23 protein-coding genes are annotated in these 22,825 nt (G+C 62.7%); 10 read left to right on the top strand and 13 right to left on the bottom strand.

Annotated elements, in window-relative coordinates; translation table 11 throughout:
- Positions 1-21: 21 nt before the first annotated feature.
- Both dtd and tyrS read right to left on the bottom strand, forming a co-directional pair.
- Entirely contained in the window at positions 22-468 is a 447-nt protein-coding gene (gene dtd / locus RUGAMON1_RS04420; RefSeq protein ID WP_445229360.1) for a D-aminoacyl-tRNA deacylase, read from the bottom strand.
- Positions 465-1,718, bottom strand: a complete 1,254-nt coding sequence (tyrS, locus tag RUGAMON1_RS04415) for a tyrosine--tRNA ligase (RefSeq protein ID WP_445229359.1) — start codon at positions 1,716-1,718, stop codon at positions 465-467. Before tyrS ends, dtd begins: the two co-directional genes overlap by 4 nt.
- 158 nt (positions 1,719-1,876) lie before the next feature.
- Between tyrS and RUGAMON1_RS04410 the strand changes: the two genes are divergently transcribed.
- Positions 1,877-3,259: a M23 family metallopeptidase gene (locus RUGAMON1_RS04410; protein WP_445229358.1), complete on the top strand. Its 1,383-nt coding sequence runs from the start codon at positions 1,877-1,879 to the stop codon at positions 3,257-3,259.
- Between the two features lie 139 nt (positions 3,260-3,398).
- The gene (locus tag RUGAMON1_RS04405) at positions 3,399-4,493 is read left to right on the top strand and encodes an anhydro-N-acetylmuramic acid kinase (protein WP_445229357.1); all 1,095 of its coding nucleotides are present in this window, start codon (positions 3,399-3,401) and stop codon (positions 4,491-4,493) included.
- Between the two features lie 129 nt (positions 4,494-4,622).
- On the opposite strand, the gene erpA is transcribed toward RUGAMON1_RS04405, so the two are convergent.
- The 6 genes from erpA to RUGAMON1_RS04375 form a co-directional block, all read right to left on the bottom strand.
- Positions 4,623-4,985, bottom strand: a complete 363-nt coding sequence (gene erpA, locus RUGAMON1_RS04400) for an iron-sulfur cluster insertion protein ErpA (RefSeq protein ID WP_008445143.1) — start codon at positions 4,983-4,985, stop codon at positions 4,623-4,625.
- Between the two features lie 51 nt (positions 4,986-5,036).
- A complete protein-coding gene (locus RUGAMON1_RS04395) occupies positions 5,037-5,408 on the bottom strand; it encodes a bactofilin family protein (protein WP_445229356.1) in 372 nt (123 codons plus the stop codon).
- Between the two features lie 69 nt (positions 5,409-5,477).
- The gene (gene argC, locus RUGAMON1_RS04390) at positions 5,478-6,515 is read right to left on the bottom strand and encodes an N-acetyl-gamma-glutamyl-phosphate reductase (RefSeq protein ID WP_445229355.1); all 1,038 of its coding nucleotides are present in this window, start codon (positions 6,513-6,515) and stop codon (positions 5,478-5,480) included.
- A 159-nt stretch (positions 6,516-6,674) separates the two neighbouring features.
- Positions 6,675-7,067 (bottom strand): 30S ribosomal protein S9, encoded by a 393-nt coding sequence (gene rpsI, locus RUGAMON1_RS04385; RefSeq protein WP_008445137.1) that lies wholly within the window; start codon positions 7,065-7,067, stop codon positions 6,675-6,677.
- Between the two features lie 9 nt (positions 7,068-7,076).
- Entirely contained in the window at positions 7,077-7,505 is a 429-nt protein-coding gene (rplM, locus tag RUGAMON1_RS04380; RefSeq protein WP_008445136.1) for a 50S ribosomal protein L13, read from the bottom strand.
- A 129-nt stretch (positions 7,506-7,634) separates the two neighbouring features.
- The gene (locus RUGAMON1_RS04375; RefSeq protein WP_445229354.1) at positions 7,635-9,827 is read right to left on the bottom strand and encodes an NHL repeat-containing protein; all 2,193 of its coding nucleotides are present in this window, start codon (positions 9,825-9,827) and stop codon (positions 7,635-7,637) included.
- Between the two features lie 130 nt (positions 9,828-9,957).
- Here RUGAMON1_RS04375 and RUGAMON1_RS04370 point away from each other — a divergent pair, with 130 nt between their 5' ends.
- A complete protein-coding gene (locus RUGAMON1_RS04370; protein ID WP_332854532.1) occupies positions 9,958-10,380 on the top strand; it encodes an OsmC family protein in 423 nt (140 codons plus the stop codon).
- Between the two features lie 8 nt (positions 10,381-10,388).
- Here RUGAMON1_RS04370 and coq7 read toward each other — a convergent pair whose 3' ends face one another.
- A complete protein-coding gene (coq7, locus tag RUGAMON1_RS04365; RefSeq protein ID WP_445229353.1) occupies positions 10,389-11,030 on the bottom strand; it encodes a 2-polyprenyl-3-methyl-6-methoxy-1,4-benzoquinone monooxygenase in 642 nt (213 codons plus the stop codon).
- 47 nt (positions 11,031-11,077) lie between these two features.
- Positions 11,078-11,512, bottom strand: a complete 435-nt coding sequence (locus tag RUGAMON1_RS04360; protein WP_445229352.1) for a hypothetical protein — start codon at positions 11,510-11,512, stop codon at positions 11,078-11,080.
- A 112-nt stretch (positions 11,513-11,624) separates the two neighbouring features.
- Here RUGAMON1_RS04360 and RUGAMON1_RS04355 point away from each other — a divergent pair, with 112 nt between their 5' ends.
- The 4 genes from RUGAMON1_RS04355 to RUGAMON1_RS04340 all read left to right on the top strand — a co-directional run bounded on the left by RUGAMON1_RS04355 (position 11,625) and on the right by RUGAMON1_RS04340 (position 18,296).
- Positions 11,625-12,404: an ABC transporter ATP-binding protein gene (locus RUGAMON1_RS04355; RefSeq protein ID WP_445229351.1), complete on the top strand. Its 780-nt coding sequence runs from the start codon at positions 11,625-11,627 to the stop codon at positions 12,402-12,404.
- A 3-nt stretch (positions 12,405-12,407) separates the two neighbouring features.
- Positions 12,408-13,604 carry an ABC transporter permease gene (locus RUGAMON1_RS04350; RefSeq protein WP_445229350.1) on the top strand — a complete coding sequence of 399 codons (1,197 nt, stop codon included), beginning with the start codon at positions 12,408-12,410 and terminating at the stop codon, positions 13,602-13,604.
- Positions 13,605-13,811: 207 nt separating this feature from the next.
- On the top strand, positions 13,812-14,705 hold the full coding sequence (locus tag RUGAMON1_RS04345; protein WP_445229349.1) for an ABC transporter ATP-binding protein: 894 nt from the start codon (positions 13,812-13,814) through the stop codon (positions 14,703-14,705).
- A gap of 9 nt (positions 14,706-14,714) precedes the next feature.
- The gene (locus RUGAMON1_RS04340) at positions 14,715-18,296 is read left to right on the top strand and encodes an ABC transporter permease/M1 family aminopeptidase (protein WP_445229348.1); all 3,582 of its coding nucleotides are present in this window, start codon (positions 14,715-14,717) and stop codon (positions 18,294-18,296) included.
- A 17-nt stretch (positions 18,297-18,313) separates the two neighbouring features.
- On the opposite strand, the gene RUGAMON1_RS04335 is transcribed toward RUGAMON1_RS04340, so the two are convergent.
- From RUGAMON1_RS04335 to RUGAMON1_RS04325, 3 genes are all read right to left on the bottom strand, one after another.
- Positions 18,314-18,793: a hypothetical protein gene (locus RUGAMON1_RS04335; RefSeq protein ID WP_445229347.1), complete on the bottom strand. Its 480-nt coding sequence runs from the start codon at positions 18,791-18,793 to the stop codon at positions 18,314-18,316.
- A 91-nt stretch (positions 18,794-18,884) separates the two neighbouring features.
- Positions 18,885-19,367 carry a hypothetical protein gene (locus RUGAMON1_RS04330; protein WP_445229346.1) on the bottom strand — a complete coding sequence of 161 codons (483 nt, stop codon included), beginning with the start codon at positions 19,365-19,367 and terminating at the stop codon, positions 18,885-18,887.
- 104 nt (positions 19,368-19,471) lie between these two features.
- Positions 19,472-20,386: a LysR family transcriptional regulator gene (locus RUGAMON1_RS04325; RefSeq protein ID WP_445229345.1), complete on the bottom strand. Its 915-nt coding sequence runs from the start codon at positions 20,384-20,386 to the stop codon at positions 19,472-19,474.
- Positions 20,387-20,460: 74 nt separating this feature from the next.
- Between RUGAMON1_RS04325 and RUGAMON1_RS04320 the strand changes: the two genes are divergently transcribed.
- From RUGAMON1_RS04320 to RUGAMON1_RS04310, 3 genes are read left to right on the top strand one after another with little or no spacing between them, the layout of a single operon-like run.
- On the top strand, positions 20,461-21,486 hold the full coding sequence (locus tag RUGAMON1_RS04320; protein ID WP_445229344.1) for an NADP-dependent oxidoreductase: 1,026 nt from the start codon (positions 20,461-20,463) through the stop codon (positions 21,484-21,486).
- Positions 21,483-22,151 (top strand): hypothetical protein, encoded by a 669-nt coding sequence (locus tag RUGAMON1_RS04315; RefSeq protein ID WP_445229343.1) that lies wholly within the window; start codon positions 21,483-21,485, stop codon positions 22,149-22,151. Before RUGAMON1_RS04320 ends, RUGAMON1_RS04315 begins: the two co-directional genes overlap by 4 nt.
- Before the next feature lies 1 nt (position 22,152).
- Entirely contained in the window at positions 22,153-22,755 is a 603-nt protein-coding gene (locus RUGAMON1_RS04310) for a hypothetical protein (RefSeq protein WP_445229342.1), read from the top strand.
- Positions 22,756-22,825: the final 70 nt, after the last annotated feature.

Genomic DNA, 22,825 nt, shown 5'->3' with positions numbered 1-22,825 from the left:
CTCGTCTCCCAACCGCCTGTTTTATTTTGCGTTTGTTTGCAGCCAGAACGTCACCGGACCGTCGTTGGTCAAGCTGACCTTCATATCCGCGCCAAACTGGCCGGTTTCCACTACTTTATGCTTTTGGCGGGCCTGTTCAACAAAATAATTAAACAGGCGCAGACCGTCGGCCGGCGCCGCGGCCGGCGTGAACGAGGGCCGCGTGCCGGATTTGGTGTCGGCCGCCAGCGTGAACTGCGGTACCAGCAACAGGCCGCCCGCCACGTCGGTGACGCTGCGGTTCATCTTGCCGGCGTCGTCGGCGAACACGCGGTAGCCCAGCAATTTGGTCAGCAGCGCATCGGCTTCCTTTTCGGTGTCGCCGCGCTCGGCGCACACCAGCACCATCAGGCCGGCGTCGATGGCGCCGACGGTGGCGCCGTCGACCACCACGCTGGCGCCGCTGACGCGTTGCAGCAGCCCTATCATGCGGTCAGCGTGACGCGCGCGAACTTGCGCTTGCCCACTTGCAGCACGAAGGTGCCGGCCTCGATCTTCACCGTTTTGTCGCTGACCACGACGCCGTCGATGCGCACGCCGCCCTGGTCGATCATGCGGCCCGCTTCCGACACCGAGGCGCACAGGTTGGCCGATTTCAGCAGTTGCTGGATGCCGGCCGGCGCGCCCGGCAGCGTGATTTCCGCCACGTCGTCCGGAATGCCGCCCTTGGAGCGGTTGACGAAGTCGTTCAGCGCCTCTTCCGCGGCCGCCTGCGAGTGGAAACGGGCGACGATTTCCTGCGCCAGCGCCACTTTGGCGTCGCGCGGGTTGGCGCCGCCGTCGACGGTGGCCTTCAGCGCAGCCAGGTCGGCAAGCGAACGGAACGACAGCAGTTCGTAATACTTCCACATCATCACGTCGGAAATACTCATGATCTTGGCGAACATGGTGTTGGCCGGTTCGGTGATGCCGATGTAGTTGTTCTTCGACTTGGACATCTTGTCGACGCCGTCCAGACCCTCCAGCAGCGGCATGGTCAAGATGCACTGCGGTTCCTGGTCGTAGTCCTTCTGCAGCTCGCGGCCAACAAGCAAGTTAAATTTCTGGTCCGTTCCACCTAGCTCAAGGTCCGCCTTCAAAGCGACCGAATCGTAGCCTTGCATCAATGGATAGAGGAACTCATGAACGGCGATCGGAGTCCCACTCTTGAAGCGCTTGCTGAAATCGTCACGTTCCATCATGCGGGCCACGGTGTAGTGCGAGGCCAGCTTGATCAGGCCGCGCGCGCCCAGCGGATCGCACCATTCGGAGTTGTAGCGGATTTCGGTCTTGGCCGGATCCAGCACCAGCGAGGCCTGCTTGAAGTAGGTCATGGCGTTCTGCTCGACCTGCTCGCGCGTCAGCGGCGGACGGGTGGCGTTGCGGCCGGACGGATCGCCGATCATCGACGTGAAATCGCCGATCAGGAAGATCACCTGGTGCCCCAGGTCTTGCAGCTGGCGCATCTTGTTCAAAACAACGGTGTGGCCAAGGTGCAGGTCAGGTGCGGTAGGATCCAGGCCGAGCTTGATACGCAGCGGTACGCCGCTTTGTTCGGAACGTGCCAGCTTTTGAGCGAACTCGCTTTCAATCAGCAACTCGTCGACACCGCGTTTGGTGATGGCGAGGGCCTCGAGGACGCTGTCGGTCAACGGCAGTACTTTAGAGGGGGCCGGCGGTGTCGAAGAAGAGGTAGTCATAGTTTTTTTACGGTATATTTCAGAAAAAGGTAGGCAGCTTCAGGAGTTTGTTATAATCCTCGATCCATCAATCTTGCCGTACGAAAACGAACTTTAATAACAATTAGAAGAAATAAAACGTTCCTGAATAGTTCAAGCGGCAAATTTTAACTGATTGCATGAACCAAATACATAAATTCACGAGCTCACGCTTGTTCAGTCTGCTAGGTTCTACGCGCAAGGCGCGCATCATCAGCGCGTCTGCATTGTTTCTTGCAGTGTGTGCTTTTGGCGCCGCCGGCGTAGCTCCGCTCGCCCCCGACGCCTCCGACCTGCCTGTCAAATCGGTACAGGAATCGGTCGCACTGCCGGATCTCAGCTCGCAGATCTCCGCGCTGGAACAGCAATCCTCCAACGAACACTTCGTCCACGAAGAAAAAATCCGCGCCGGCGATACGCTGGCCGCGCTGCTGACCCGTCTGGGCATCGACGATGAAGCGGCCGAGAACTTTATCAAAAAAGATAAAGTCGCGAAAGGTGTGATGCAGCTCAAGACCGGCAAGCGCGTACAGGCGCAAACCGACGACGAGGGCAATCTGCAATGGCTGCGCGCCGTGGTGGTGGATGGCAAGGACAATCCGGTCAAGAACATCAAGGTCACCCGCAAGGGCGACGGCTTTGTCGCGGAAGAAGAAGCGGCCAAGCTGGAACGCCGCGTGGAAATGCATGCGCGTACCATCAGCTCGACGCTGTATGCGGCCACCGATTCGAGCGAAGACGGCTCCAAGCTGCCGGACACCATCGTCAAGCAGATCGTCGAGATGTTCTCGACCAGCATCGACTTCCGGGGCGACCTGAAGCGCGGCGACCATTTCAACGTGGTCTACGAAACGTTCTGGCAGGATGGCGAGTTTGTGCGAGCGGGCCGCATTCTGGCGGGCGAGTTCACCAACAAGGGCACGACGTATCAGTCGGTCTGGTTCGAAGATCCACAAAGCAAGCAGGGCGGCGGTTACTACAGCTTCGACGGCAAAGCCCTCAAGAAAGCCTTCCTCAAATCCCCGGTTGAATTCTCCCGTATCTCCTCAGGCTTCGCGATGCGCGTGCATCCGATTTCCGGCCAGTGGAAAGCCCACAAAGGCATCGACTTCCCGGCACCGACCGGCACCCCGATCCGCGCCTCGGGCGATGGCGTGATCGATTTCGCCGGCACCCAGAACGGCTACGGCAACTTCGTCATGATCAAGCACTGGGCCAACTACACCACGGCCTACGCCCACATGAGCCGCTTTGCGCCTGGCATCAAAAAAGGCAGCAAGGTCAGCCAGGGTGACGTGATCGGCTACGTCGGCACCACCGGCTGGTCGACCGGCGCGCACTTGCACTACGAATTCCGCGTCGGCGGTGAAGCCAAGGACCCGAGCACGATGAACGTGCAGGCCCAGGCGCCGCTGACGGCGGCCGAGATGTCGCGCTTCAAGTCCTACGCTTCCGACATGTCGCACCGCTTCGCGCTGCTGCAGCCGGGCGGCTCCGGCGGCACCCGCGTCGCGGCGAAGTAAGATTTAAATTCAGCTTCATCAAGACAGGTCGCGCCAGCGGCCTGTTTTTTTATCAGCATGCGCCGTCCAGGCCGCTTCTTCTGTGCGACAGCGTACGCCGACTCAGGCAAAATACGTTTTTGTATTTCTGGATGCAGCTATGTCTCTGTATATCGGTTTGATGTCCGGCACCAGCCTGGACGGCGTGGACGGCGCGCTGGCGCGCTTCACCGGCGACGCCATCGACACGCTGGCGGCCGCCTACGTGCCCTTCCCGCCCGCCCTGCGCGCCGACCTGATGGCCTTGCAGGCAGCCGGCCACAACGAGATCGAGCGCGAGGCGCTGGCCGCCAATCAACTGGCGCGTTTCTACGCCGAATGCGTGAAGGCGCTGCTGGACGACGTATCGCTGCAAGCGCAGGACGTCCGCGCGGTGGCGGTGCATGGGCAGACCATACGCCACCGCCCCGAACTGGGCTTTACGCGCCAGACCAATAATCCCGCCCTGCTGGCCGAGCTGTGCGGCATCGACGTGATCGCCGACTTCCGCAGCCGCGACCTCGCAGCCGGCGGCCAGGGCGCGCCGCTGGTGCCGGCTTTCCACCAGGCCTTGTTCGGCAAGGCCGGGCAGACGCGGGTGGTGGCCAATATCGGCGGCATCTCGAATATCAGCGTGCTGGCCGACGACAAGGTGACCGGTTTCGACACCGGACCTGGCAATGTGCTGATGGATGCGTGGATCGCCCGCCACCAGGGCAAGGAATTCGACCAGGACGGCGCCTGGGCGGCCAGCGGCAAGGAAATCCCCGGCCTGCTGGCGAACATGCTGGCCGAGCCGTATTTCGCGCTGGCGGCGCCCAAGAGCACCGGCCGCGACCTGTTCCACATCGATTGGCTGGACCGGCATCTGGCGGCGTACGCCGACGCCAAGCCGGAAGACGTGCAGCGCACGCTGACGCGCCTCACAGCCCTCACGCTGGCGCAGGCGATCCAGGCCTATGGTGCGGGCACGGACGCGGTCTACGTGTGCGGTGGCGGCGCCTACAACGGCGTGCTGATGGATGAGCTGGGCGCGGCGCTGGGCCGGCAGGTGACGGTGGAGTCGACGCAGGCGCTGGGCGTGGCGCCGAACCGGGTCGAGGCGATGGCTTTCGCCTGGCTGGGCTATCGTTTCACAGAGCGGCTGGCGGGCAACCTGCCGAGCGTGACGGGCGCCAACGGAGATCGAGTCTTAGGCGCACTCTACCCGCGTTAACGTCATTCCCGCGCAAGCGGGAATCCATAGTCAGCAAGCTCAGCATGGATTCCCGCTTTCGCGGGAACGACAGGCAAACAAAAACGGCGGCACAACCGGAGTTGTCCGCCGTTTATGGAGCAAGCCGGTTTATACCGAGAACGACGAGCCGCAGCCGCAGGTCGAGGTAGCGGTTGGGTTCTTGATGACGAATTGCGCGCCTTCCAGGTCGTCCTTGTAGTCGATTTCCGCGCCGACCAGGTACTGGTAGCTCATCGAATCGATCAACAGCTGGACGCCGTTCTTGACCATGGTGGTGTCGTCTTCGTTGACGATTTCGTCAAACGTGAAGCCGTACTGGAAGCCGGAGCAGCCGCCACCCTGCACGAACACGCGCAGTTTCAGGTCTGGATTGCCCTCTTCCTCGATCAGTTGGGCGACCTTTTCAGCCGCGCTATCGGTGAAGATAATAGGCGACGGGATTACATCTAGCGATTCGGCGACAGCATTCATTTCAGACTCCTACGTGAAAACATTTGATCCATTATAGACCGTTGGCGTAATTCATGCTCCAGAGACCGCCAAAAGCGGCTCGACGCCGGAGCTGTCGCGATGGGTCAATGTGCCCAACACCTGCGCGCCGCCGTGCATTTCCAATACTTTGTAACTGACATCCCCAATGATACGGGCACTCGGCTGGATTTCAAGCAAATCCGCGCTGAAAACGCAACCTTTGATCTCGCCATTGACCACCAGGTGATCGCAGCGTATCTCGCCTTCCACACGAGCGTGCTCGGCAATGACGAGATAACTGGGATGTCCTGCCTCCGCGACAACATTGCCAATGACCTCGCCGTCAATGCGCATCCCGCCGCGGAACAGCAAATTACCTTGCACGCGGGTGGCGGCGCCGATCAGGCTGTCCATATCGATCATGTGCGGCTTTCTGCAGGCGGAGTGGGCGGGAATTCCTAATCTACTATCCCCGCCCTGTGGCACTTTGATTTACGGCAGCAGCGCGATCTGGGTCAGGCCGGTGGTTTCTTCCAGGCCGAACATCAGGTTCATGCACTGTACCGCCTGGCCGGACGCACCCTTGACCAGGTTGTCCTGCACCACCAGCACGATCACGGTGTTGCCGTTGTCCGGGCGATGCAGCGCCAGGCGCAGCATGTTGGAACCGCGGGTGGAACGGGTTTCCGGATGCGAACCGAACGGCATCACGTCGACGAACGGCGAATCCTGGTACTGCGCTTCGAACAGCGCTTGCAGCTCTTCGTTGCTGACGTCCTTGGTCAGGCGGCCGTACAGGGTCGAATGCATGCCGCGGATCATCGGCACCAGGTGCGGCGTGAACACCAGGCCGACCTTGTCGGCGCTGAACTTCTGCAACTGCGCCGAGGTTTCCGGCGTGTGGCGGTGGCCGGCCACGCCGTAAGCCTTGAAGTTGTCGCTCGATTCCGAGAACAGCGTGCCGATCTCGGCCTTGCGGCCGGCGCCGGACACGCCCGACTTGCAGTCGGCGATCAGCGCACCGGCGTCGATCAGGCCGGCCTTCAGCAGCGGGTAATAGCCCAGCTGCATGGTGGTCGGGTAGCAGCCAGGATTGGCGACCAGGCGCGCGCCCTTGATGGCGTCGCGGTTCAGTTCAGCCAGGCCGTAGGCGGCCTCTTCCAGCAGTTCCGGGCAGGTGTGCTCGATCTTGTACCATTTTTCAAAGACAGCCTGGTCCTTGATGCGGAAATCCGCCGCCAGGTCGATCACCTTGACGCCGGCCGCCAGCAGCGCCGGCGCCTGCGCCATGGCGACGCCGTGCGGGGTGGCGAAGAACACCACGTCGCACTTGCTCAGGTCGGCCTTGTCGGGCGACGAGAAGGCGATGTTCACGCGGCCGCGCAGCGAAGGGAACATATCGGCAACCGGCAAGCCATCTTCCTTGCGCGACGTGATAGCCGTCAGCTGCACATCAGGGTGGACTGCCAACAGTCGCAGCAATTCCACTCCGGTATATCCGGTGCCGCCGACGATGCCAACTTTGATCATGTTCTTTCCTTGAATGAGGTAATGCGTAGAGGGGACTGCCATTTTATCAGGCATATGCGACAGACGTGTTACACCTGCCAGATAGCAAAAAAGCCGCCCGACACAGGGCCGGCGGCTTTTTTGAGGATGCGCCGCAAGCAGCGCACCACAGCGTAAAAATTAACGCTTCGAGAATTGCTTTGCGCGACGTGCTTTGCGCAGACCAACTTTTTTACGTTCAACTTCACGTGCATCGCGGGTAACGAAGCCGGCGCGTGCCAGATCGCCCTTCAGCGCTGCATCGTAGTCGATCAGGGCGCGGGTGATGCCGTGACGCACAGCACCTGCCTGGCCGGACTCGCCGCCGCCGTGAACGTTGACTTTGATGTCAAAACGCTCAACGTTGCCGGTCAGTTCCAGTGGTTGACGAATAACCATCAGGCCGGTTTCGCGGGAGAAGTACTCAGCCGCTGGCTTGCCGTTAACGATGATTTGGCCAGTGCCAACTTTGATAAACACACGAGCTACTGCACTCTTGCGACGGCCGGTGCCGTAATTGTAGTTACCGATCATGTCAGTTCCTTAGATTTCGAGTGCTTTAGGTTGCTGAGCAGCGTGCGGGTGCGAACCTTCAGCGTACACTTTCAGCTTCTTGATCATTGCGTAGCCCAGTGGGCCCTTCGGCAGCATACCTTTGACGGCTTTTTCCAGAGCACGGCCTGGGAAACGCTGTTGCATTTTCAGGAAGTTGGTCTCATAGATGCCACCTGGGTAGCCCGAGTGACGGTAGTAGGTCTTCTCGGTTGCTTTGGTGCCGGTCACGCGCAGTTTGCCTGCGTTGACGATGACGATGAAATCGCCGGTGTCGACGTGAGGAGTAAATTCTGGCTTGTGTTTGCCGCGCAGTCGGAGTGCCACTTCGCTGGCAACACGTCCGAGGACTTTGTCCGTCGCGTCAATCACGAACCAATCGCGCTGGACTTCATGGCCCTTAGCGGAAAAAGTTTTCATGTTGACTTCCTAAATAATAAAACACGCTCAAATGGTGGTTCCGCCATTGCTTCAGCGGACTCGGCCTTCTTATTTACTTTCCTGAGCGAACGGAAAGCCGACAAGTATAAGCGGGAACCACCCGCCGAGTCAAGCCGCAATGCCGGCGGAATCAGGCTCCGCGGCTCCATAGCGGAAAACATTGACCACATTGAAAGTCGTGTCGGGCACGTAGAGGCGGCCGCGGTCGGCGTAAATGAAGTACGGCATCCAGACGCCGCCGGCGTCCGGGTATTTTTTGAACACGGAAATGCCGGTCTCATAGTGCAGCGTATCGTCGCCGATGCGGAACACTTTCAGCGCGCGGTTGACCAGGTCGTTGACGATCAGGCGGTCGCCGTCGATGCAGACGCTGGCGGGCAGCATGAACTTTCCGTAGTCAACGTTGACATCATCGCAATAGCCGAGATGGCCGTAAGTCCACAGGCTGTTGCCCTCGCGGTCGAACACGCGCAGGCAGTTGTTGAACTGGTCGCAGACGAACAAGCGGTCCTGGGCGTCGATGGCGATGTCGCAGGGCGTGAAATCGTCGTCCGATTGCCAGCGGAAGTTTTTGCGGAACACCACGTAGCCGGTCGGCTGCAGCTGCCACATCGAAATGCGGTTGTTGAGCGAATCGGCGATATAGATCTCGCCCTGGCCGTTGATGGCGATGCCCTGCGGCGCCTTCAAGGTGCCGTCGCCGCCTATGCCCTCGCGGCCGAACGGCATGCCGTAGTTGATCAGGTAGCCGGCCGGATTGAACTGGTACATCGTCACCGTGCACAGATTGAAGTTGGTGACGAACACGATCGGCGTGCCGGGACAGATCTGCCCCAGCGGCGGCGTGTGCGGATAGTAGACGTCCATCGCCAGGTCGCCCGGCACGAAGAAGCCGCGCATCATGTCCTGCAACTGGTGGTAGGGATCGCTCTCGGTGTTGAAGGTCTTCATGCACCAGTTGCCGGAATCGATGTTCAGCGAAGCGTTCGCCATGCGCGCCAGCGGATCGATGCCCATGTGGGTGCGGAACTGGTCATACCAGTACTTGTAGATGCTGGTCGTGGCCTGGGCCCACTGGTCGATCCAGTTGCCGCCGGCCTGGGGCTCGCGCGGCGCCGTGCGGCGCTCGCGGTTGAAGCCGATCACCGAGGTCATGCAATTGAATTGCGAAGTCGAGCGCAGCCGGTTCTGGTCGTCGCGCCGGTGGCCGACCGACTCGATCAGCAAGGCATCCTCGTCGCCTTGGATGCGCGGGATGCGCACCTTGATCACGCTGGACGCGAACGGCTCGCTGATGAAATACACGTCCGGCTCGCCTTCCGCCGCGCAGATCTGGTACGGCCCGACGAACACCACGTCCTCCAGCGCGCCGTAGACGAAATCGGAAAAGCTGTGCACCGGCTCGAGCGTGTGGTTCCACAAAGGCAGCAGGCCGTTGACCACGCTGACCTGCCGGCCCTCCAGGTCGTACACCGTGATGGCGTTCTCGATATGCCCGGGCACGAACACGCGGTCGCCGATCACGCACACCGAACGCATCACATTGAACTTGCCGATGCCAGTGGGCTTGCCGTGCTGGTGCAGCATCACCGCGTCATGCGGCGCCTGCACGCATTCGTCGACGATGGGCCAGTCGGTGCTGATCTTCAGCACCTCGTAGTGGCCGGTGTTGGCGAGGTAGAGATTGCCTCGCGCGTCGCTGGCCAAACCCTGCGGCCACAGCAGCTCGTGTTTGACGCCGGGGCCGCCGACATGGCGGAACTGGCTGATGAATACGCCCTCCAGCGTGAACTTGACGCAGCGGCTGGCCAGGTCGTCGGCCGTGTGGAAGAACTCGTCGCAGACATACAGGTAATCGACGCCGTCGCGCTCGCGCACCACGGTGATGCCGTTCGGATCGGACAACGGCAGGTAGTGGCTGTCGCCTTCGCCGAAGGCATAGCTGAACCAGATTTCGTCTTCATCGTAGGCGAAGGCCACCACGCGGCCGTGGCCCATGTCGGTGCAGTACATCAGCTGGTGGGTGGGATGGGGGCAAACGTGAAACGGCATCAACAGGCGCGGCGCATCGGGCGTATCGTCGCCTGGGCCCTCGATCACGTGCAGCAGTTCAGACAAATCGGCGTTGAATACCAGCACGCGACTGTTGCCTGTATCGCACACCCACAGCCTGCCGAAACTATCGGCATGCACGCCGACCGGCGAATTGAGCGTGAAATCGTCGGCCAGTTGGCCGAGGGGCGTGGTGCCCGGCACGGTCAATTCGCCATAGGAACAAAGGTATTTGATGGCCTGATTCATCGCATCCTCCTTGATCTGAGTCATAAAGTATGCGATTCGTTCGAGGTTGCTGCAAGCAAAAAAACCTCATGCAAGCCAGTCCGGCCGGACTCCTTTACAATATGCGCAACGATTTTTAACGGAGAGAACGATGGAATGCAAAGTCAGCTGGAATGGCCCGTCGGGCATGAGTTTCTTGGCCACGACCGGCTCCGGCCACATGGTCAACATGGATGGCGCGCCCGAGGGCGGCGGCCACAACCTGGCGCCGCGTCCGATGGAGATGGTGTTGCTGGGCACCGGCGGCTGCACGGCGTATGACGTGGTGCTGATCCTGAAGAAGGGCCGCGCCGACATCCGCGGCTGCGAGTGCACGCTGACCGCCGAGCGCGCGGACACCGAGCCGAAAGTGTTCACCAAGATTAATTTCCACTTCACCGTGACCGGCAAGGACTTGAAGCCTGAAGCGGTGGAACGGGCGATCACGCTGTCGCACGACAAGTACTGCTCGGCGTCCATCATGCTCGGCAAGACCGCCGAGATCACCCACTCGTTCGAGATCGTCGAAGCTTAAACCGAGGCTTAAACGTAATACGCGGTGCTGGTCATGACCTTGCCCATCACCGCCATCACCGCCTGCACCGGCGCCGGCGTCTGCGAGGCGCCCAGCGCCTGCGCGGCGGCGCCGTGCTCGATCTCATCCTGCCGCATCTGCTCGACGATGGCGCGCGACTTGGCGTCCTGCGGCGGCAGCTTGTCCAGATGGCTGGCCAGGTGCGCCTCCACCTGCCGTTCCGTCTCCACCACAAAGCCCAGGCTGCGCGCATCACCCAGCACCGCCGCCACCGTGCCCAGCGCATACGCGCCGGCGTAGAACAGCGGATTGAGCACGCTGATATGCGAATTCAGTTCGGCCAGCCGCTGCGCGGTCCAGGCCAGATGGTCTTCCTCTTCCCTGCCCGCCTGCTCGAACTGCGCGCGCATTTCCTCGGTCTTGGCGAAGCGGCTCTGCGAGTTGTACAACGCCTGCGCGCACACCTCGCCCACATGGTTCACGCGCATCAGCCCGGCGCTGTGGCGGGTTTCCGCCTCGCTCATCTGGGCGTCGGCCGCGTGCAGCGCCGGCGTCGGCCGCGATGCCGAGGCGACGCCGGTAATCACGCGCAGCGCCTTGTCGGCGCCGGCGATCAATCGGTCCAGCGGGGTGTGGTGGTGTGCGGCCATAGGAAAACTCGAATTCGGACGAAAGCAATATTATAGGGGCGACAGCCTCAGTTTGCCTCGGCCGCTTCGCGCAACTGGCGCTGGCGTTCGATGTAGTCGGCCACCGGGCCGCGCACATCGATCTTGGAAATGTCCTTCGCCACGCTCAGGTTCAAGCCCAGCAGGAAGGGGATATTCTCGATGGGAACTTCCGGACAGTGCTCGGCAAACGCGCGCAGGAAGCGCTTCGATTCCACCACCGGCACCACCTTCTCGCCGCTCATGTATTGCAGGATGCTAGTGATGCTGTGGCCCTTGCCGATGCTGTGATAGATGAAGCGGTTGAAGTCGCGGTCCAGCTTGGCGAAGTCCAGCGTTTCCTTGGTCATCAGGCCCGACAGATAAAACAGGCCCAGCGCCACGCGAAAGAAGCCGGTGGACTCGCTGCGGCCGACCCCACAATGGGTCACGGCCAGAATTTTTTCCTGCAATTGAGGATTCATTTTTTGTTGTTCTCCCATATCCGACTATAGCAAGACATTTGTACGGCTAGTAGCTTGCGCGCGAGAATTTTTACATGCTACTCTTGAAATCTTTTTAACAAGGGACAGAACAATGATCGAGGTCAGGGGGCTCGCCAAGCGTTTTCGCCTGTCGTCGCGCGGCGGCAAACCGCCCCAGGCGCGCGATCCGCGCGACCACGACGGCTGGTTCCATGCGGTGCGCGATGTCAGCTTCCGCTGCGCGCCCGGCGAAGTGCTGGGCCTGCTTGGTCCCAACGGCGCCGGCAAGACCACCACCCTGCGCCTGCTGTCCACCGCGCTGAAACCCGATGCAGGCAGCATACACGCCAACGGCGTCGACCTGCTGCAGGATCCGCTGGCGGCGCGCCAGCACATCGGCTTTTTATCCGGCACCACCGGCCTGTACGGCCGCCTGACCGCGCGCGAGAACGTCGAATACTTCGGCCGCCTGCACGGCATGAGCCCGCCCTACCTGAAGCGCCGCTGCGACGAATTGTTCGAGCTGCTGCAGATGACCGAATACGGCAACAAGCGCGCCGACCAGCTGTCCACCGGCATGAAGCAGAAATGCTCGATCGCCCGCACCGTGGTGCACGAACCGCAGATCGTCATTCTCGACGAACCGACCACCGGCCTGGACGTGATGTCGGCCAAGATCCTGCTGGACTTCATCGCCAGCTACAAGGCGCTGCGCGTGCCGCTGATCTTCTCCACCCACCACCTGCACGAAGTGGAAAAGCTGTGCGACCGCGTCTGCATCATCAACCACGGCAAGACCGCCTTCCACGGCACGGTCGACGAGCTGCGCCACCTGGGCGGCAGCGCCGACCTGTACGACGCCTTCGTCGGCGTCATCAACCAGGAGCCCTGAGCCATGTGGATCATCTACCTCAAGGAGTTGCTGGAACTGGCGCGCGACCGCCGCACCTTCTTCTTCACGGTGTTCATCCCGGTGTTCGCCATGCCGCTGATCTTCACCGGCTTCGGCTACGTCTCCCAAAGCATGTTCAAGCAGGCCAGCCAGGCCGAGATGACCTACTCGATCTTCGGCAAGGACAACGCGCCCAAGCTGGCTGAACGCTTCGCCAGGGAAAAAGGCTTCCGCGAAGTGGTGCTGGCCAGCCCGGCCGACATCAAGACCGCCATCGGCGACGACCGCATCAAGTTCGCGCTGGTGATCCCGGCCGGCTTCGAAGCGAGCCTGGCCCAGCAACAGCAAGCGGTGATCGCGCTGCACTACAACAGCGCCGTCACGGTCGACCTGACGCGCAAGCGGGTGATGTCGGTGGTCGGCGGCCAGAACCGGCTGCTGCGCGAACAGGCGCTGTCCGCGCTCAACCTCAACAAGGAGCAGCTGCGCTTCGCGCTCGACCCGATCACGCTGGAAGACCACTCCACCGCCGACAAGCGCGAGCAGATGGGCGCGGTGGTCGGCGGCATGCTGCCCTACATCCTGCTGATGGTGTGCCTGATGGCGGCCATGTATCCGGCGATCGACACCGGCGCCGGCGAGAAGGAACGCGGCACGCTGGAAACCCTGCTGCTGGCGCCGGTCTCGCGCACCGCGCTGGTGATGGCCAAGTTCCTGATGCTGTTCACCGTCGGCCTGACCTCGGCGCTGCTGATGATCGGCAGCCTGGGCATGCTGCTGACTTTCTTCGGCCCCATGATAGGCGGCGACCTGGTGCAGATGGTGCGCGCCATCGGCCTGCTGGACCTGGCCATGGTGGCGCTGATGCTGGTGCCGACCGCCGCCATCTTCGCCGCCATCCTGCTGTCGATCTCGGTCTACGCCAAGAGCTACAAGGAAGCGGCCGGCCTGATCTCGCCGCTGATCATCGTCACCGTGCTGCCGACGCTGGTGGCGCTGCTGCCCGGGGTCGAGCTGAACTGGAAATGGGCGATGGTGCCGATGACCAATGTTTCGCTGGCGATGAAGGAATTGGTGAAGGGCACGATGGACTACAGCATGTTCTGGGTCATCCTGCTGTCGACCACCCTGACCGCCGGCGCCCTGCTGGCCCTGTGCCGCTGGTGGTTCAACCGCGAGCAGGTTTTGTTTAGAAATTGAACAAGTTGTCTATTCAACTAGCCCGGATTGAGGTCGCCGCGCGTCGCCGTCTGGTCGGCCTTTTCTGCACTCTGGCGCGCAGTTTGCGCCGCCCATCGCAATGGCGCCCCACATATAGAGCAAATTCAATACAATGCCATCATGTGAAAAGTGTATGGCCGTGCAGAAACGCGGCGCAGGCACCGGCAGAATCATTCAGGAGTTAGCATGGAATTACGCATCAGCAACTTGTCTAAAACCTACGGCAATGGCGTCGTAGCGCTGGACAATATCTCGCTCACCATCCCGACCGGGATGTTCGGCTTGCTCGGGCCCAACGGCGCCGGCAAGTCGACGCTGATGCGCACGCTGGCGACCTTGCAGGAATGCGATTCCGGTTCGGTGTTCCTGGACGACATCGACGTGCTGGACGAAAAAGACGAAGTGCGCCGCCTGCTGGGCTACCTGCCGCAGGACTTCGGCGTGTATCCGAAAGTGACCGCCTACGAGCTGCTCGACCATTTCGCCGTGCTCAAGGGCCTGTCCAACCGCAACCGCCGGCGCGAGGTGGTCGACGGCCTGTTGCAGCAAACCAATCTGTTCGACGTGCGCAACCAGCGCCTGGGCGGCTTCTCCGGCGGCATGCGCCAGCGCTTCGGCATCGCCCAGGCGCTGCTGGGCGATCCCAAGCTGATCATCGTCGACGAGCCGACCGCCGGCCTCGACCCGCAGGAGCGGGTGCGCTTCCACAACCTGCTGTCGGACATCGGCGAAGACAAGACCGTGATCCTGTCCACCCACATCGTCAGCGACGTGGCCGACCTGTGCGCCAACATGGCCATCATCAACAAGGGCCACCTGCTGCTGTGCGGCCCGACCCAGGAATTGATCCACGACGTCAGCGACAAGATCTGGGCCCGCTTCATCGACAAGCGCGACCTGCAATCGTTCCAGCTGCGCCACCCGGTCATCTCGTCGCGCCTGCTGTCCGGCCGCACCCTCATCCACGTCTACAGCGAGACCGATCCCGGCGACGGCTTTGAAGAAGCCATCGGCGACCTCGAAGATGTCTATTTCGCCACCATCGCCGGCCGCCACAGCGCTGCGGCCACCTGCGATTAAGGCGGCCCCATGTTTTCCATCGCCTACTTTGAAGCGCGCCAGCGCCTCAAGCTGCTGTCCACCTGGGTTTATTTCCTCGGCTTCCTGGCGCTGTCGCTGCTGTGGATGGCCGCCGCCGGCGGCGTCTTCAAGGGCGCCTCGGTCGCCTTCGGCAGCCAGCTGATCGACTCGCCGCGCTCGCTGATGTTCACCACCAGCGTGCTCGCCTCGCTGGGCGTGGTGGTCATGGCCGCCATGATGGGGCGCTCGGTGCAGCAGGATTTCGAATACGACATGCAGCACTTCTTCTTCTCGGCCCCGATCAAGAAGCATCAGTACATGTTCGGCCGCTTCCTCGGCGCCTACCTGACGCTGGCCATCATCTTCACCAGCATCGTGCTGGGCGCCTGGCTGGGCAGCTACATCCCCGGCATCGATCCGGAGCGGCTCGGCCAGCCGGGCGTGCTGGGCTATGTGATCCCCTACCTGATCGTCATCCTGCCCGACATCTTCATCTTCGGCGCCGTGTTCTTCATCCTGGCCGCGCTGACGCGGCGCATGCTGCCGGTCTACATCTCCAGCGTGGTCATGCTGATCGGCTACATCGTCGCCCCCGGCCTGGCGCGCGACCTCGACTACAAGACGCTGGCCGCGCTGATCGACCCCTTCGGCACCACCGCCGTGATCCGCCTGACCGAATACTGGCCCATCGTCGAGCGCAACAGCCGCATGTTCTGGCCGGAAGGCGTGTACCTGCTCAACCGCGTGCTGTGGTGTTCGTTCGCGCTGGCCGGCCTGCTGCTGGGCTACTGGCGCTTCCACTTCATCGCCACCATCGACAGCGGCGCCGGCAGCACCAGCCGCGGCGAAGGCGAAACGCCGCTGCACCTGTCGGCCCAGTCCACCAGCACCCAGGAAAAGCCGGACTTCCAGTCGCGCAGCCTGGCCGCGCTGCTGTTCAAGATGAGCTGGCTGAGCCTGCGCGAAACCACCAAAAACATCTACTTCCTGGTGCTGGTGCTGGCCGGCGTGCTGATGATGCTGGCCAGCGCGCTGGACATGGGATCGATGTTCGGCACCACCACCTACCCGGTCACCTACCTGGTGCTGGAATCGGTGTCCGGAACCTTCGCGCTGTTCATGTTCGTCATCACCACCTTCTACGCGGGCGAGCTGGTGTGGCGCGAGCGCGAGGCGCGCATGGCGCAGATGCTGGACGCGTTGCCGATCCCGAGCTGGCTGCCGATGCTGTCCAAGCTGATCGCGCTGATCGGCCTGCAGACCATGCTGATGGTGGTGGTGATGCTGTGCGGCATGGCGATCCAGATCGCCAAAGGCTATTTCATCCTGGAGCCGGGGCTGTATCTGTACCACCTGTTCCTGATCCAGCTGCCCGCTTATGCGCTGTCTGCGGTGCTGGCGATCGCGCTGCAAGTGCTGATCAACCAGAAATACCTGGCCTACTTCGCGATGATCGTCTACTACCTGGCCAGCATCACGCTGGGCACGGTCGGCGTCGACGACCCCATGCTGGTCTACGGCACCATGCCGAGCTTCATTTATTCCGCCATGAACGGCTACGGCCACTTCCTGGCGCGCGAGCGCTGGTTCGAGCTTTACTGGACCGGCGCCGCCCTGCTGCTGGCGGTGCTGTCGCTGCTGTTCTGGGCGCGCGGCACCAACGACGGCTGGCGCCAGCGCCTGCAGCTGGCGCGCCACGCGCTGACGGTGCCGGTGCTGAGCACGGTGGCCGCCGGTCTGCTGGTGTTCGTCGGCGCCGGCAGCGTGGTGTTCTACAACACCCACATCGTTCACTGTTTCAAATCGGCCTACCAGAAGGATGCCGAGCGCGCCGACTACGAGCGCAAGTACAAGAAATTCGCCGTGGTGCCGCAGCCGCGCATCACCGACGTCAAGCTCGACGTCGCCATCATGCCGGACCAGCGCAGCCTGGTGGTCAAGGGCCGCTATCTGCTGGAGAACAAGACCGCGCAGCCGATCACCGACGTGCTGGTCTACCAGGACAACACGACCACCCAATTCAAGGCGCGCTTCAGCCAGGACGCGCGGCCGGGCTTCCAGGATGACGAGCTCGGCTTCTACAGCTACAAGCTGGCCAAGCCGCTCGCTCCGGGCGCGCAGCTGACGATGGAATTCGACGTGGTCTACCTGCCCGGCGGCATTCTGGGCATGGGCCAGGACACGCCGGTGATCGGCAACGGCACCTTCTTCAACAACGGCGCGCTGCCGCACATCGGCTACCAGCAAGAGAGGGAGCTGAGCGACGTGCGCGACCGCAGGAAGCACAAGCTGCCGGCGCGCGAGCGCATGCTGCCGCGCGACGACCCGGGCGGCCTGGCCAACAACCTCGCCAGCAACGACGCCGACTGGATCAGCTTTGACGCCACCGTCAGCACCAGCGCCGACCAGATCGCCATCGCGCCGGGCACGCTGGTCAAGGAATGGAGCAAGCAGGGACGGCACTACTACCACTACAAGATGGACCAGCCCATCCTGAACTACTACGCCATCCAGTCGGCGCGCTACCTGGTCAAGCGCGACTGGTGGCAGGACGTGGGAATCGAGCTGTACTACCACCCCGGCCATGAGTACAACCTGGACCGCATGGACAAGGGCATCAAGGAATCGCTGGACTACTACACCCGCAACTTCGGCCCTTACCAGCACAAGCTGGTGCGCATTGTCGAGTTCCCGCGCTACGCCACCTATGCGCAGTCGCTGCCGACCACGATACCGTATTCGGAATCGATAGGCTTCATCGCCAAGGTCAACGACAAGAGTCCGAAGGACATCGACTATCCATTCTATGTGACCGCGCACGAAGTGGCGCACCAGTGGTGGGGCCACCAGCTGGTCGGCGGCAACACGCGCGGCGGCACGGTGCTGAGCGAAACGCTGGCTGAATACTCGGCGCTGATGGTGATGAAGAAGAATTTCGGCGCGGACAAGATGCGCCGCTTCCTGCACTACGACCTGGACCTGTACCTGATGGGCCGCGCGTTGGAGCGCAAGAAGGAAATGCCGCTGGCGGACAACGAAAACCAGAACTACATCCAGTACCGCAAGGGCAGCCTGGCGATGTACCAGTTGCAGGACATCCTGGGCGAAGCCAAGATCAACGCCGCGTTGAAGGAGATGCTGGCGCAGTATGGCCGCAAGGCCGGGCCGTATCCTAGCGTCACGGTGCTGGTCGACGCGCTGCGCAAGATCACGCCGCCCGAGCAGGCCTACCTGATCGACGACCTGTTCAACCACATCGTGCTGTACGAGAACCATGCGGTCTCGGCCACTGCGCGCAAGCTGGTGGACGGCAAGTATGAAGTCACGTTCGCGGTCAGCGCCGCCAAGGTGCGGGCCAACGACCAGGGCGCGGAAAAAGACACGCCGTTGAAGGACTGGATCGACATCGGCATCGACGACAAGGACGGCAACAGCCTGTACCGCGAGCGCAAGCTCATCGAGCGCAAGGACAATCTGTACACGGTGATCATCAACGGCCGTCCGGGCAAGGCCGGCATCGACCCCGACAACAAGCTCATCGACCGCAAGCCCGACGACAATATGGTCCCCGTCGAACTGCAAAGCCAATAACCCCTGGTGACCCCAATTTAAGCGGTGACTTGCAGGGTGCTGACCAGGCCGGCGTTGTAGGAATCGGCGATGACGGTGCCCGCCAGGCCGGGATTGGTCTTCAGTAATTCGGCCCAGTTGGACGAGGCCTGTTCGGACAGGCCGCCGAGTGTGCCGGCGCCGGTGTAGACGCCCGACGCCGACGGCGTCGAGGCCAGCGAGGACAGGATGGCTTGGTCCTGCGCATTTTGCGCCGAGGTCGACGTATCGACGTTGCTGCCGTCGGCAGGCACGGTGACGGACTCGGCAACAGTGCCGGCTTGCTGCAAACTATCCAGCAAGCCAGACGGGGTGTAGACCGCGGCGCCGGTCGATCCGCCCAGCGACGCCACCACGGCCGACTCCGCCGACAGATTGACGGCTTCGGACGACAACGCCCCCGCCGCCGTGCTGGAGACGACGGGCACATATGGCTGGTAAGCCGGGCTTGCACTGACGGAGTTGAGGGCGACGGTCATGATAACTTCAATATAGTTGCTGGCCCCGACGGACGCAAGCGTAAAAAAGCCGGGCGGTTTGGAGGCGCCCGGCTTGCTTGGGATTCAGCGATCAGATCTTGGCGGCGTCATGGTCGCGCTTGACCTTGTCCGCATGGCGCTCCAGCTTCTCGTCGCGGCGCGCCACTTGCTCCTGGTGCTTGTCGACGCTGCGGCGGGCGATCACTTTTTCGTCATGCTTGATGGCCTGCTTCTCCACCTTGATGTTTTGCTGCTCGGCGCGGCGCGCCTGGTCCAGCTGCTGGGCGCCGGCCAGGTCGCCCTTCTTGATGTCCGTGTGCTCGGCGCGGGCCAGCGCGTTGCGCTCGCCGCGTTCCGCTTGCAACTGCTGCTGGCCTGCCGCCACCTGGCTTTGCTTGACCGCGATCACCGCGTTGTCGCGCTGAATCTGGCGGCTGTCCTGGTGGATCTCTTTGACATCCTGGCGGATCTGGGCATTGTCGTGATGGACTTGTGCCACTGGAGCGGTCTGCGCGAAAGCTGCGGCGCTGATCATGGAAAGCACGCCGGCGATCATCAGGGATTTGGTTTTCATGATGGTGTTCCTTTTCTAGTGGTTGGCAGACCGCTGTTCATCAGCGTCTTGAGCAATTAACGCGACCACCCCGGCGGCAGACGACCACAGTTCCGTAAGAAAAGTTACGAGTTGTATCCCGCAAGCGAGGCCGCCAGTTCGCGCTGCCAGGCGCTGGCCTTGACGCGATTCCACACCAGCGCCACCTGCTCCACGCACTCGAACGCGCAATCGCTCACGTGGATGCGGCGCAACTCGGGATCGGCCAGCGCGAAATCCGGCAGGTAGGCCAGCGCCTCGCCGGATTTGACCAGCGCCAGCAGCAGTTGCAGATCGTCGGTCCAGTAGCGGATCTTGCGCGGCAGCTGGTCGTCGCGCCAGCCGTCGGATCGGGCGCCGCGCTGCACGCCGCAAAACAGCGAACGCGACGGGCAGGCGAAATCATGGGCCAGCACTTGCGCCGTGTCCGCCTCCAGCAGCGGCGCCGGCGGTAGCGACGTCACCAGCGGATGACGCTGCCCCGCCACCAGATGCAGGGTCACGCTGCCCAACGGCGTCACCTGCCATTCGTCCGACCAGTGTTCGCCGCGTCCCTCGATGACGTCGCCGGTGACGATGGCGGCGTTGATATCGCCCCGCAGCAGCGCCGCCAGCGCTTCATCCTCGAACATGGCCTGCATGCGCAAGCTCGCTTCCGGGTAGGCGCGCAAGGCCTGCGACAGCATCTGCCCGTGCCGCCACAACAGGATGGCCGGGCCGGCGATGCGGCTGTCGATGGCGGCGCGCTCGCCCATCAGGTCGGCCTTGGCCTGGTCGGCCAGCGCCAGCAAGGTCTGGGCGCGGGCCAACAGCAACTGGCCGCTGTCGTTCAGCACCAGCTGCTTGGCGCTGCGGTCGAACAACGGCTTGCCCAGGCTATCCTCCAGCCGCTTGAGCGCCTTGGACACCGCCGACGGCGTCAAATGCAACTCCAACGCGGCGGCGCCCAGCGACGGACGGCGGGCGGCACTGACGAAAACGCGCAGGTCGGAAAGATTCATGATGTCCAAACAGGATACGAATAGTGAATTTAAGTTGCTTTACTGGATACGAAGAGCATCTTACCATCTGCAGCATGACGACTCTCACCCAACAACAATGGATCTATCGCCGGCAGCCGGTCGGCCAGATCACGGCCGAGCACTACGAGCTCGTGGAACAACAACTGTCAACCGCGCTGGGCGACGGCGAGGTGCTGATCGAGGCGCGCTGGTTCAGCGTCGATCCCTACATGCGCATCGGCCAGTCCACCAAACCGACCTACGACACCGAGCCGCATCCGCTCGACACCGTCCAGCAAGGCGCCGTGGTGGCGCAGGTGCTGGCGTCGAACGCGCCCGGCTACGCCGCCGGCGACTGGGTGCAGAGCTACACCGGCTGGCAGACGCATGCGCGCGTGCACGCCAGCGGCCTGAAGCGGATCGACCCGGAGCTGGCGCCGGTCACCACCGCGCTCGGCGTGCTGGGCATGCCGGGCCGCACCGCGTGGTTCGGCCTGACGGAATCGGGCAAACCGCATGCGGGCGAGGTGGTGTTGGTGTCCGGCGCGGCCGGCGCGGTGGGATCGCTGGTGGTGCAGTTCGCCAAGCGCCACGGCGCGCGCGTGCTCGGTATTGCCGGCGGCCCGGCCAAGTGCGACTGGCTGCGCAATGTGCTGGACGCGGACTGGGCCATCGACTACAAGGCCTATGCCGACGCCGATGCGCTGGGCGCGGAGATCAAGCGGCTGACCGGCGGCGTCGACGTCTATTTCGACAACGTCGGCGGCATGGTGACCGACGCCGTCATCCCGCTGATCAACCGCCGCGCACGCATCGTCATCTGCGGCCAGATCAGCCAGTACAGCGGCGGCCTGGAGACGCCGGAACTGGGGCCGCGCCTGCTGCATCACATGCTGTACCAGCGCGCCACCATCCAGGGCATGCTGGCGCGCGACTATCTGCACCGCATGGATGAGATGACACGCATCGTCGCGCCATGGGTGAAGGCGGGCGAGATCGTGTTCGAGGAAACGGTGATCGACGGCTTCGAGCAATTGCCGGCGGCACTCAACTCGCTGTTCACCGGCGAGCATCGCGGCAAGCTGCTGGTGAAGGCATGAAGGCCGCGCTGGTCACACTGGCCTTGATCGCCGGCAGCGCCGGCGCGGCGGACGCCAGCTATGGCGAGCACGGCATGGCGCTGTTCGGCGGCAAAGAGGGGTTGTATGCATCGCACCTGCCGATGTTCCATGCGCCGCACGACTACCAGGTGATCCTGCAAGTGCACGTGGCCGATCCCGCCACCGACGCGGCGCTGCGCCGTCGCCTCGACGGCAAGACCGCGCTGTGGACCATCGCGCCGGAGAAGTTCGAGCTGTCACGCCTGGCGCCAGCGAGCGCCGCGCCGCTGCGGCAGTTCAAGGCCGACCTGGTGCTGGGTCATTTCGAGCAAGGCGGCAAGACGCAGTTCGCCGCCTCCACCGTCGTGGTCGACGAGGTGTTGATGTACCGCCAGCTATCGCCGGCGCAGAAGAGCAGCGCCAACGCCAGCTACGTGCAGATCGGCAGCGGCCAACAGCGCTACCTGGTCAAGCAGATCGACAGCCGGCCGGATTTCGATCACATCGTTTCCTACGCGGCGGCCGGCGGGGCGTCAACGGCGGCCATCATGCTGAACAAGCAAGCCTTGCAGCAGCCGGACGCGCATGCGCTGGCTGCGGCGCTGCATGTGCCCGCCAACGCAATCCGTGGTACGGTCTATTTTTACACCGACGATCTGAAGTGACATGGTTCCAGCAGAATACCAAGGCCTGTGGCGCCGCAGCGGCATCTGGCGCAGCAACGGCAGCAGCGACCTGACCACCCAAGTGTGGTGGTTCCAGGCGGCGCGCTACCACATCGACCTGCGCGTTCCCGTCGACCGCATCGGCATCAACGGCTTCGCCGGCGAGACCGTGGTGGAAGGCGAGCGCTGCACCTGGCATCCCGCCATCGCCTACCCCGCCCTCAGTAGCGAACTCGACGCCGGCTGGATGCGCTTCGACGACGCCGACCACGTCCACGAAACCGGCCTCGACAACAGCTACGAGGAAGACTGGTATCGCGAACCGAGCGGCGCCATGCACGGCGTGCGGCTGGCAGATCCACACAGCGACCAGCTGGCCTACTTACTGATCAGCGACGACTGGATGGCCTGGGCCTGCGGCAGCCCGGACGGCGCTTGCGAAATCACCGTCTATCGCCGCAAGCAGCAGCAATGGATCGCCATCGCCGCTAACCTGGCTACGGCCACGCACCCGGTCACGTTCAGCAAGGAACAGGTGCTGCAATGGCAGACCGGCGAACTGATCGAGGTCCCCATGAAACCGGGCAAGCCTTGGCGCGCCTAACGCCAACCGAGGGTCAAGTCTGACATTCGGACACGAGCTCGGCCACAAGCGGCAAACTACAGCTCAGGCC

The organism is Duganella rhizosphaerae (genome assembly GCF_040364205.1).
In the GTDB taxonomy this organism is placed as follows: Bacteria; Pseudomonadota; Gammaproteobacteria; order Burkholderiales; family Burkholderiaceae_D; genus Rugamonas; species Rugamonas rhizosphaerae.
The sequence above is the reverse complement of the archived record's forward strand: the minus strand, read 5'-3'. Positions and strand labels throughout refer to the sequence as shown.

Coding starts and splice junctions, on each gene's coding strand:
- RUGAMON1_RS04375 (WP_445229354.1), bottom strand. CDS start 9,827: ATGAATCAGGCCATCAAATACCTTTGTTCCTATGGCGAATTGACCGTG.
- RUGAMON1_RS04330 (WP_445229346.1), bottom strand. CDS start 19,367: ATGAAAACCAAATCCCTGATGATCGCCGGCGTGCTTTCCATGATCAGC.
- dtd (WP_445229360.1), bottom strand. CDS start 468: ATGATAGGGCTGCTGCAACGCGTCAGCGGCGCCAGCGTGGTGGTCGAC.
- RUGAMON1_RS04350 (WP_445229350.1), top strand. CDS start 12,408: ATGTGGATCATCTACCTCAAGGAGTTGCTGGAACTGGCGCGCGACCGC.
- RUGAMON1_RS04340 (WP_445229348.1), top strand. CDS start 14,715: ATGTTTTCCATCGCCTACTTTGAAGCGCGCCAGCGCCTCAAGCTGCTG.
- RUGAMON1_RS04405 (WP_445229357.1), top strand. CDS start 3,399: ATGTCTCTGTATATCGGTTTGATGTCCGGCACCAGCCTGGACGGCGTG.
- coq7 (WP_445229353.1), bottom strand. CDS start 11,030: ATGGCCGCACACCACCACACCCCGCTGGACCGATTGATCGCCGGCGCC.
- RUGAMON1_RS04320 (WP_445229344.1), top strand. CDS start 20,461: ATGACGACTCTCACCCAACAACAATGGATCTATCGCCGGCAGCCGGTC.
- RUGAMON1_RS04345 (WP_445229349.1), top strand. CDS start 13,812: ATGGAATTACGCATCAGCAACTTGTCTAAAACCTACGGCAATGGCGTC.
- RUGAMON1_RS04325 (WP_445229345.1), bottom strand. CDS start 20,386: ATGAATCTTTCCGACCTGCGCGTTTTCGTCAGTGCCGCCCGCCGTCCG.
- rpsI (WP_008445137.1), bottom strand. CDS start 7,067: ATGATCGGTAACTACAATTACGGCACCGGCCGTCGCAAGAGTGCAGTA.
- RUGAMON1_RS04335 (WP_445229347.1), bottom strand. CDS start 18,793: ATGACCGTCGCCCTCAACTCCGTCAGTGCAAGCCCGGCTTACCAGCCA.
- argC (WP_445229355.1), bottom strand. CDS start 6,515: ATGATCAAAGTTGGCATCGTCGGCGGCACCGGATATACCGGAGTGGAA.
- rplM (WP_008445136.1), bottom strand. CDS start 7,505: ATGAAAACTTTTTCCGCTAAGGGCCATGAAGTCCAGCGCGATTGGTTC.
- RUGAMON1_RS04395 (WP_445229356.1), bottom strand. CDS start 5,408: ATGATCGATATGGACAGCCTGATCGGCGCCGCCACCCGCGTGCAAGGT.
- RUGAMON1_RS04310 (WP_445229342.1), top strand. CDS start 22,153: ATGGTTCCAGCAGAATACCAAGGCCTGTGGCGCCGCAGCGGCATCTGG.
- RUGAMON1_RS04315 (WP_445229343.1), top strand. CDS start 21,483: ATGAAGGCCGCGCTGGTCACACTGGCCTTGATCGCCGGCAGCGCCGGC.
- RUGAMON1_RS04360 (WP_445229352.1), bottom strand. CDS start 11,512: ATGAATCCTCAATTGCAGGAAAAAATTCTGGCCGTGACCCATTGTGGG.
- RUGAMON1_RS04410 (WP_445229358.1), top strand. CDS start 1,877: ATGAACCAAATACATAAATTCACGAGCTCACGCTTGTTCAGTCTGCTA.
- RUGAMON1_RS04370 (WP_332854532.1), top strand. CDS start 9,958: ATGGAATGCAAAGTCAGCTGGAATGGCCCGTCGGGCATGAGTTTCTTG.
- RUGAMON1_RS04355 (WP_445229351.1), top strand. CDS start 11,625: ATGATCGAGGTCAGGGGGCTCGCCAAGCGTTTTCGCCTGTCGTCGCGC.
- tyrS (WP_445229359.1), bottom strand. CDS start 1,718: ATGACTACCTCTTCTTCGACACCGCCGGCCCCCTCTAAAGTACTGCCG.
- erpA (WP_008445143.1), bottom strand. CDS start 4,985: ATGAATGCTGTCGCCGAATCGCTAGATGTAATCCCGTCGCCTATTATC.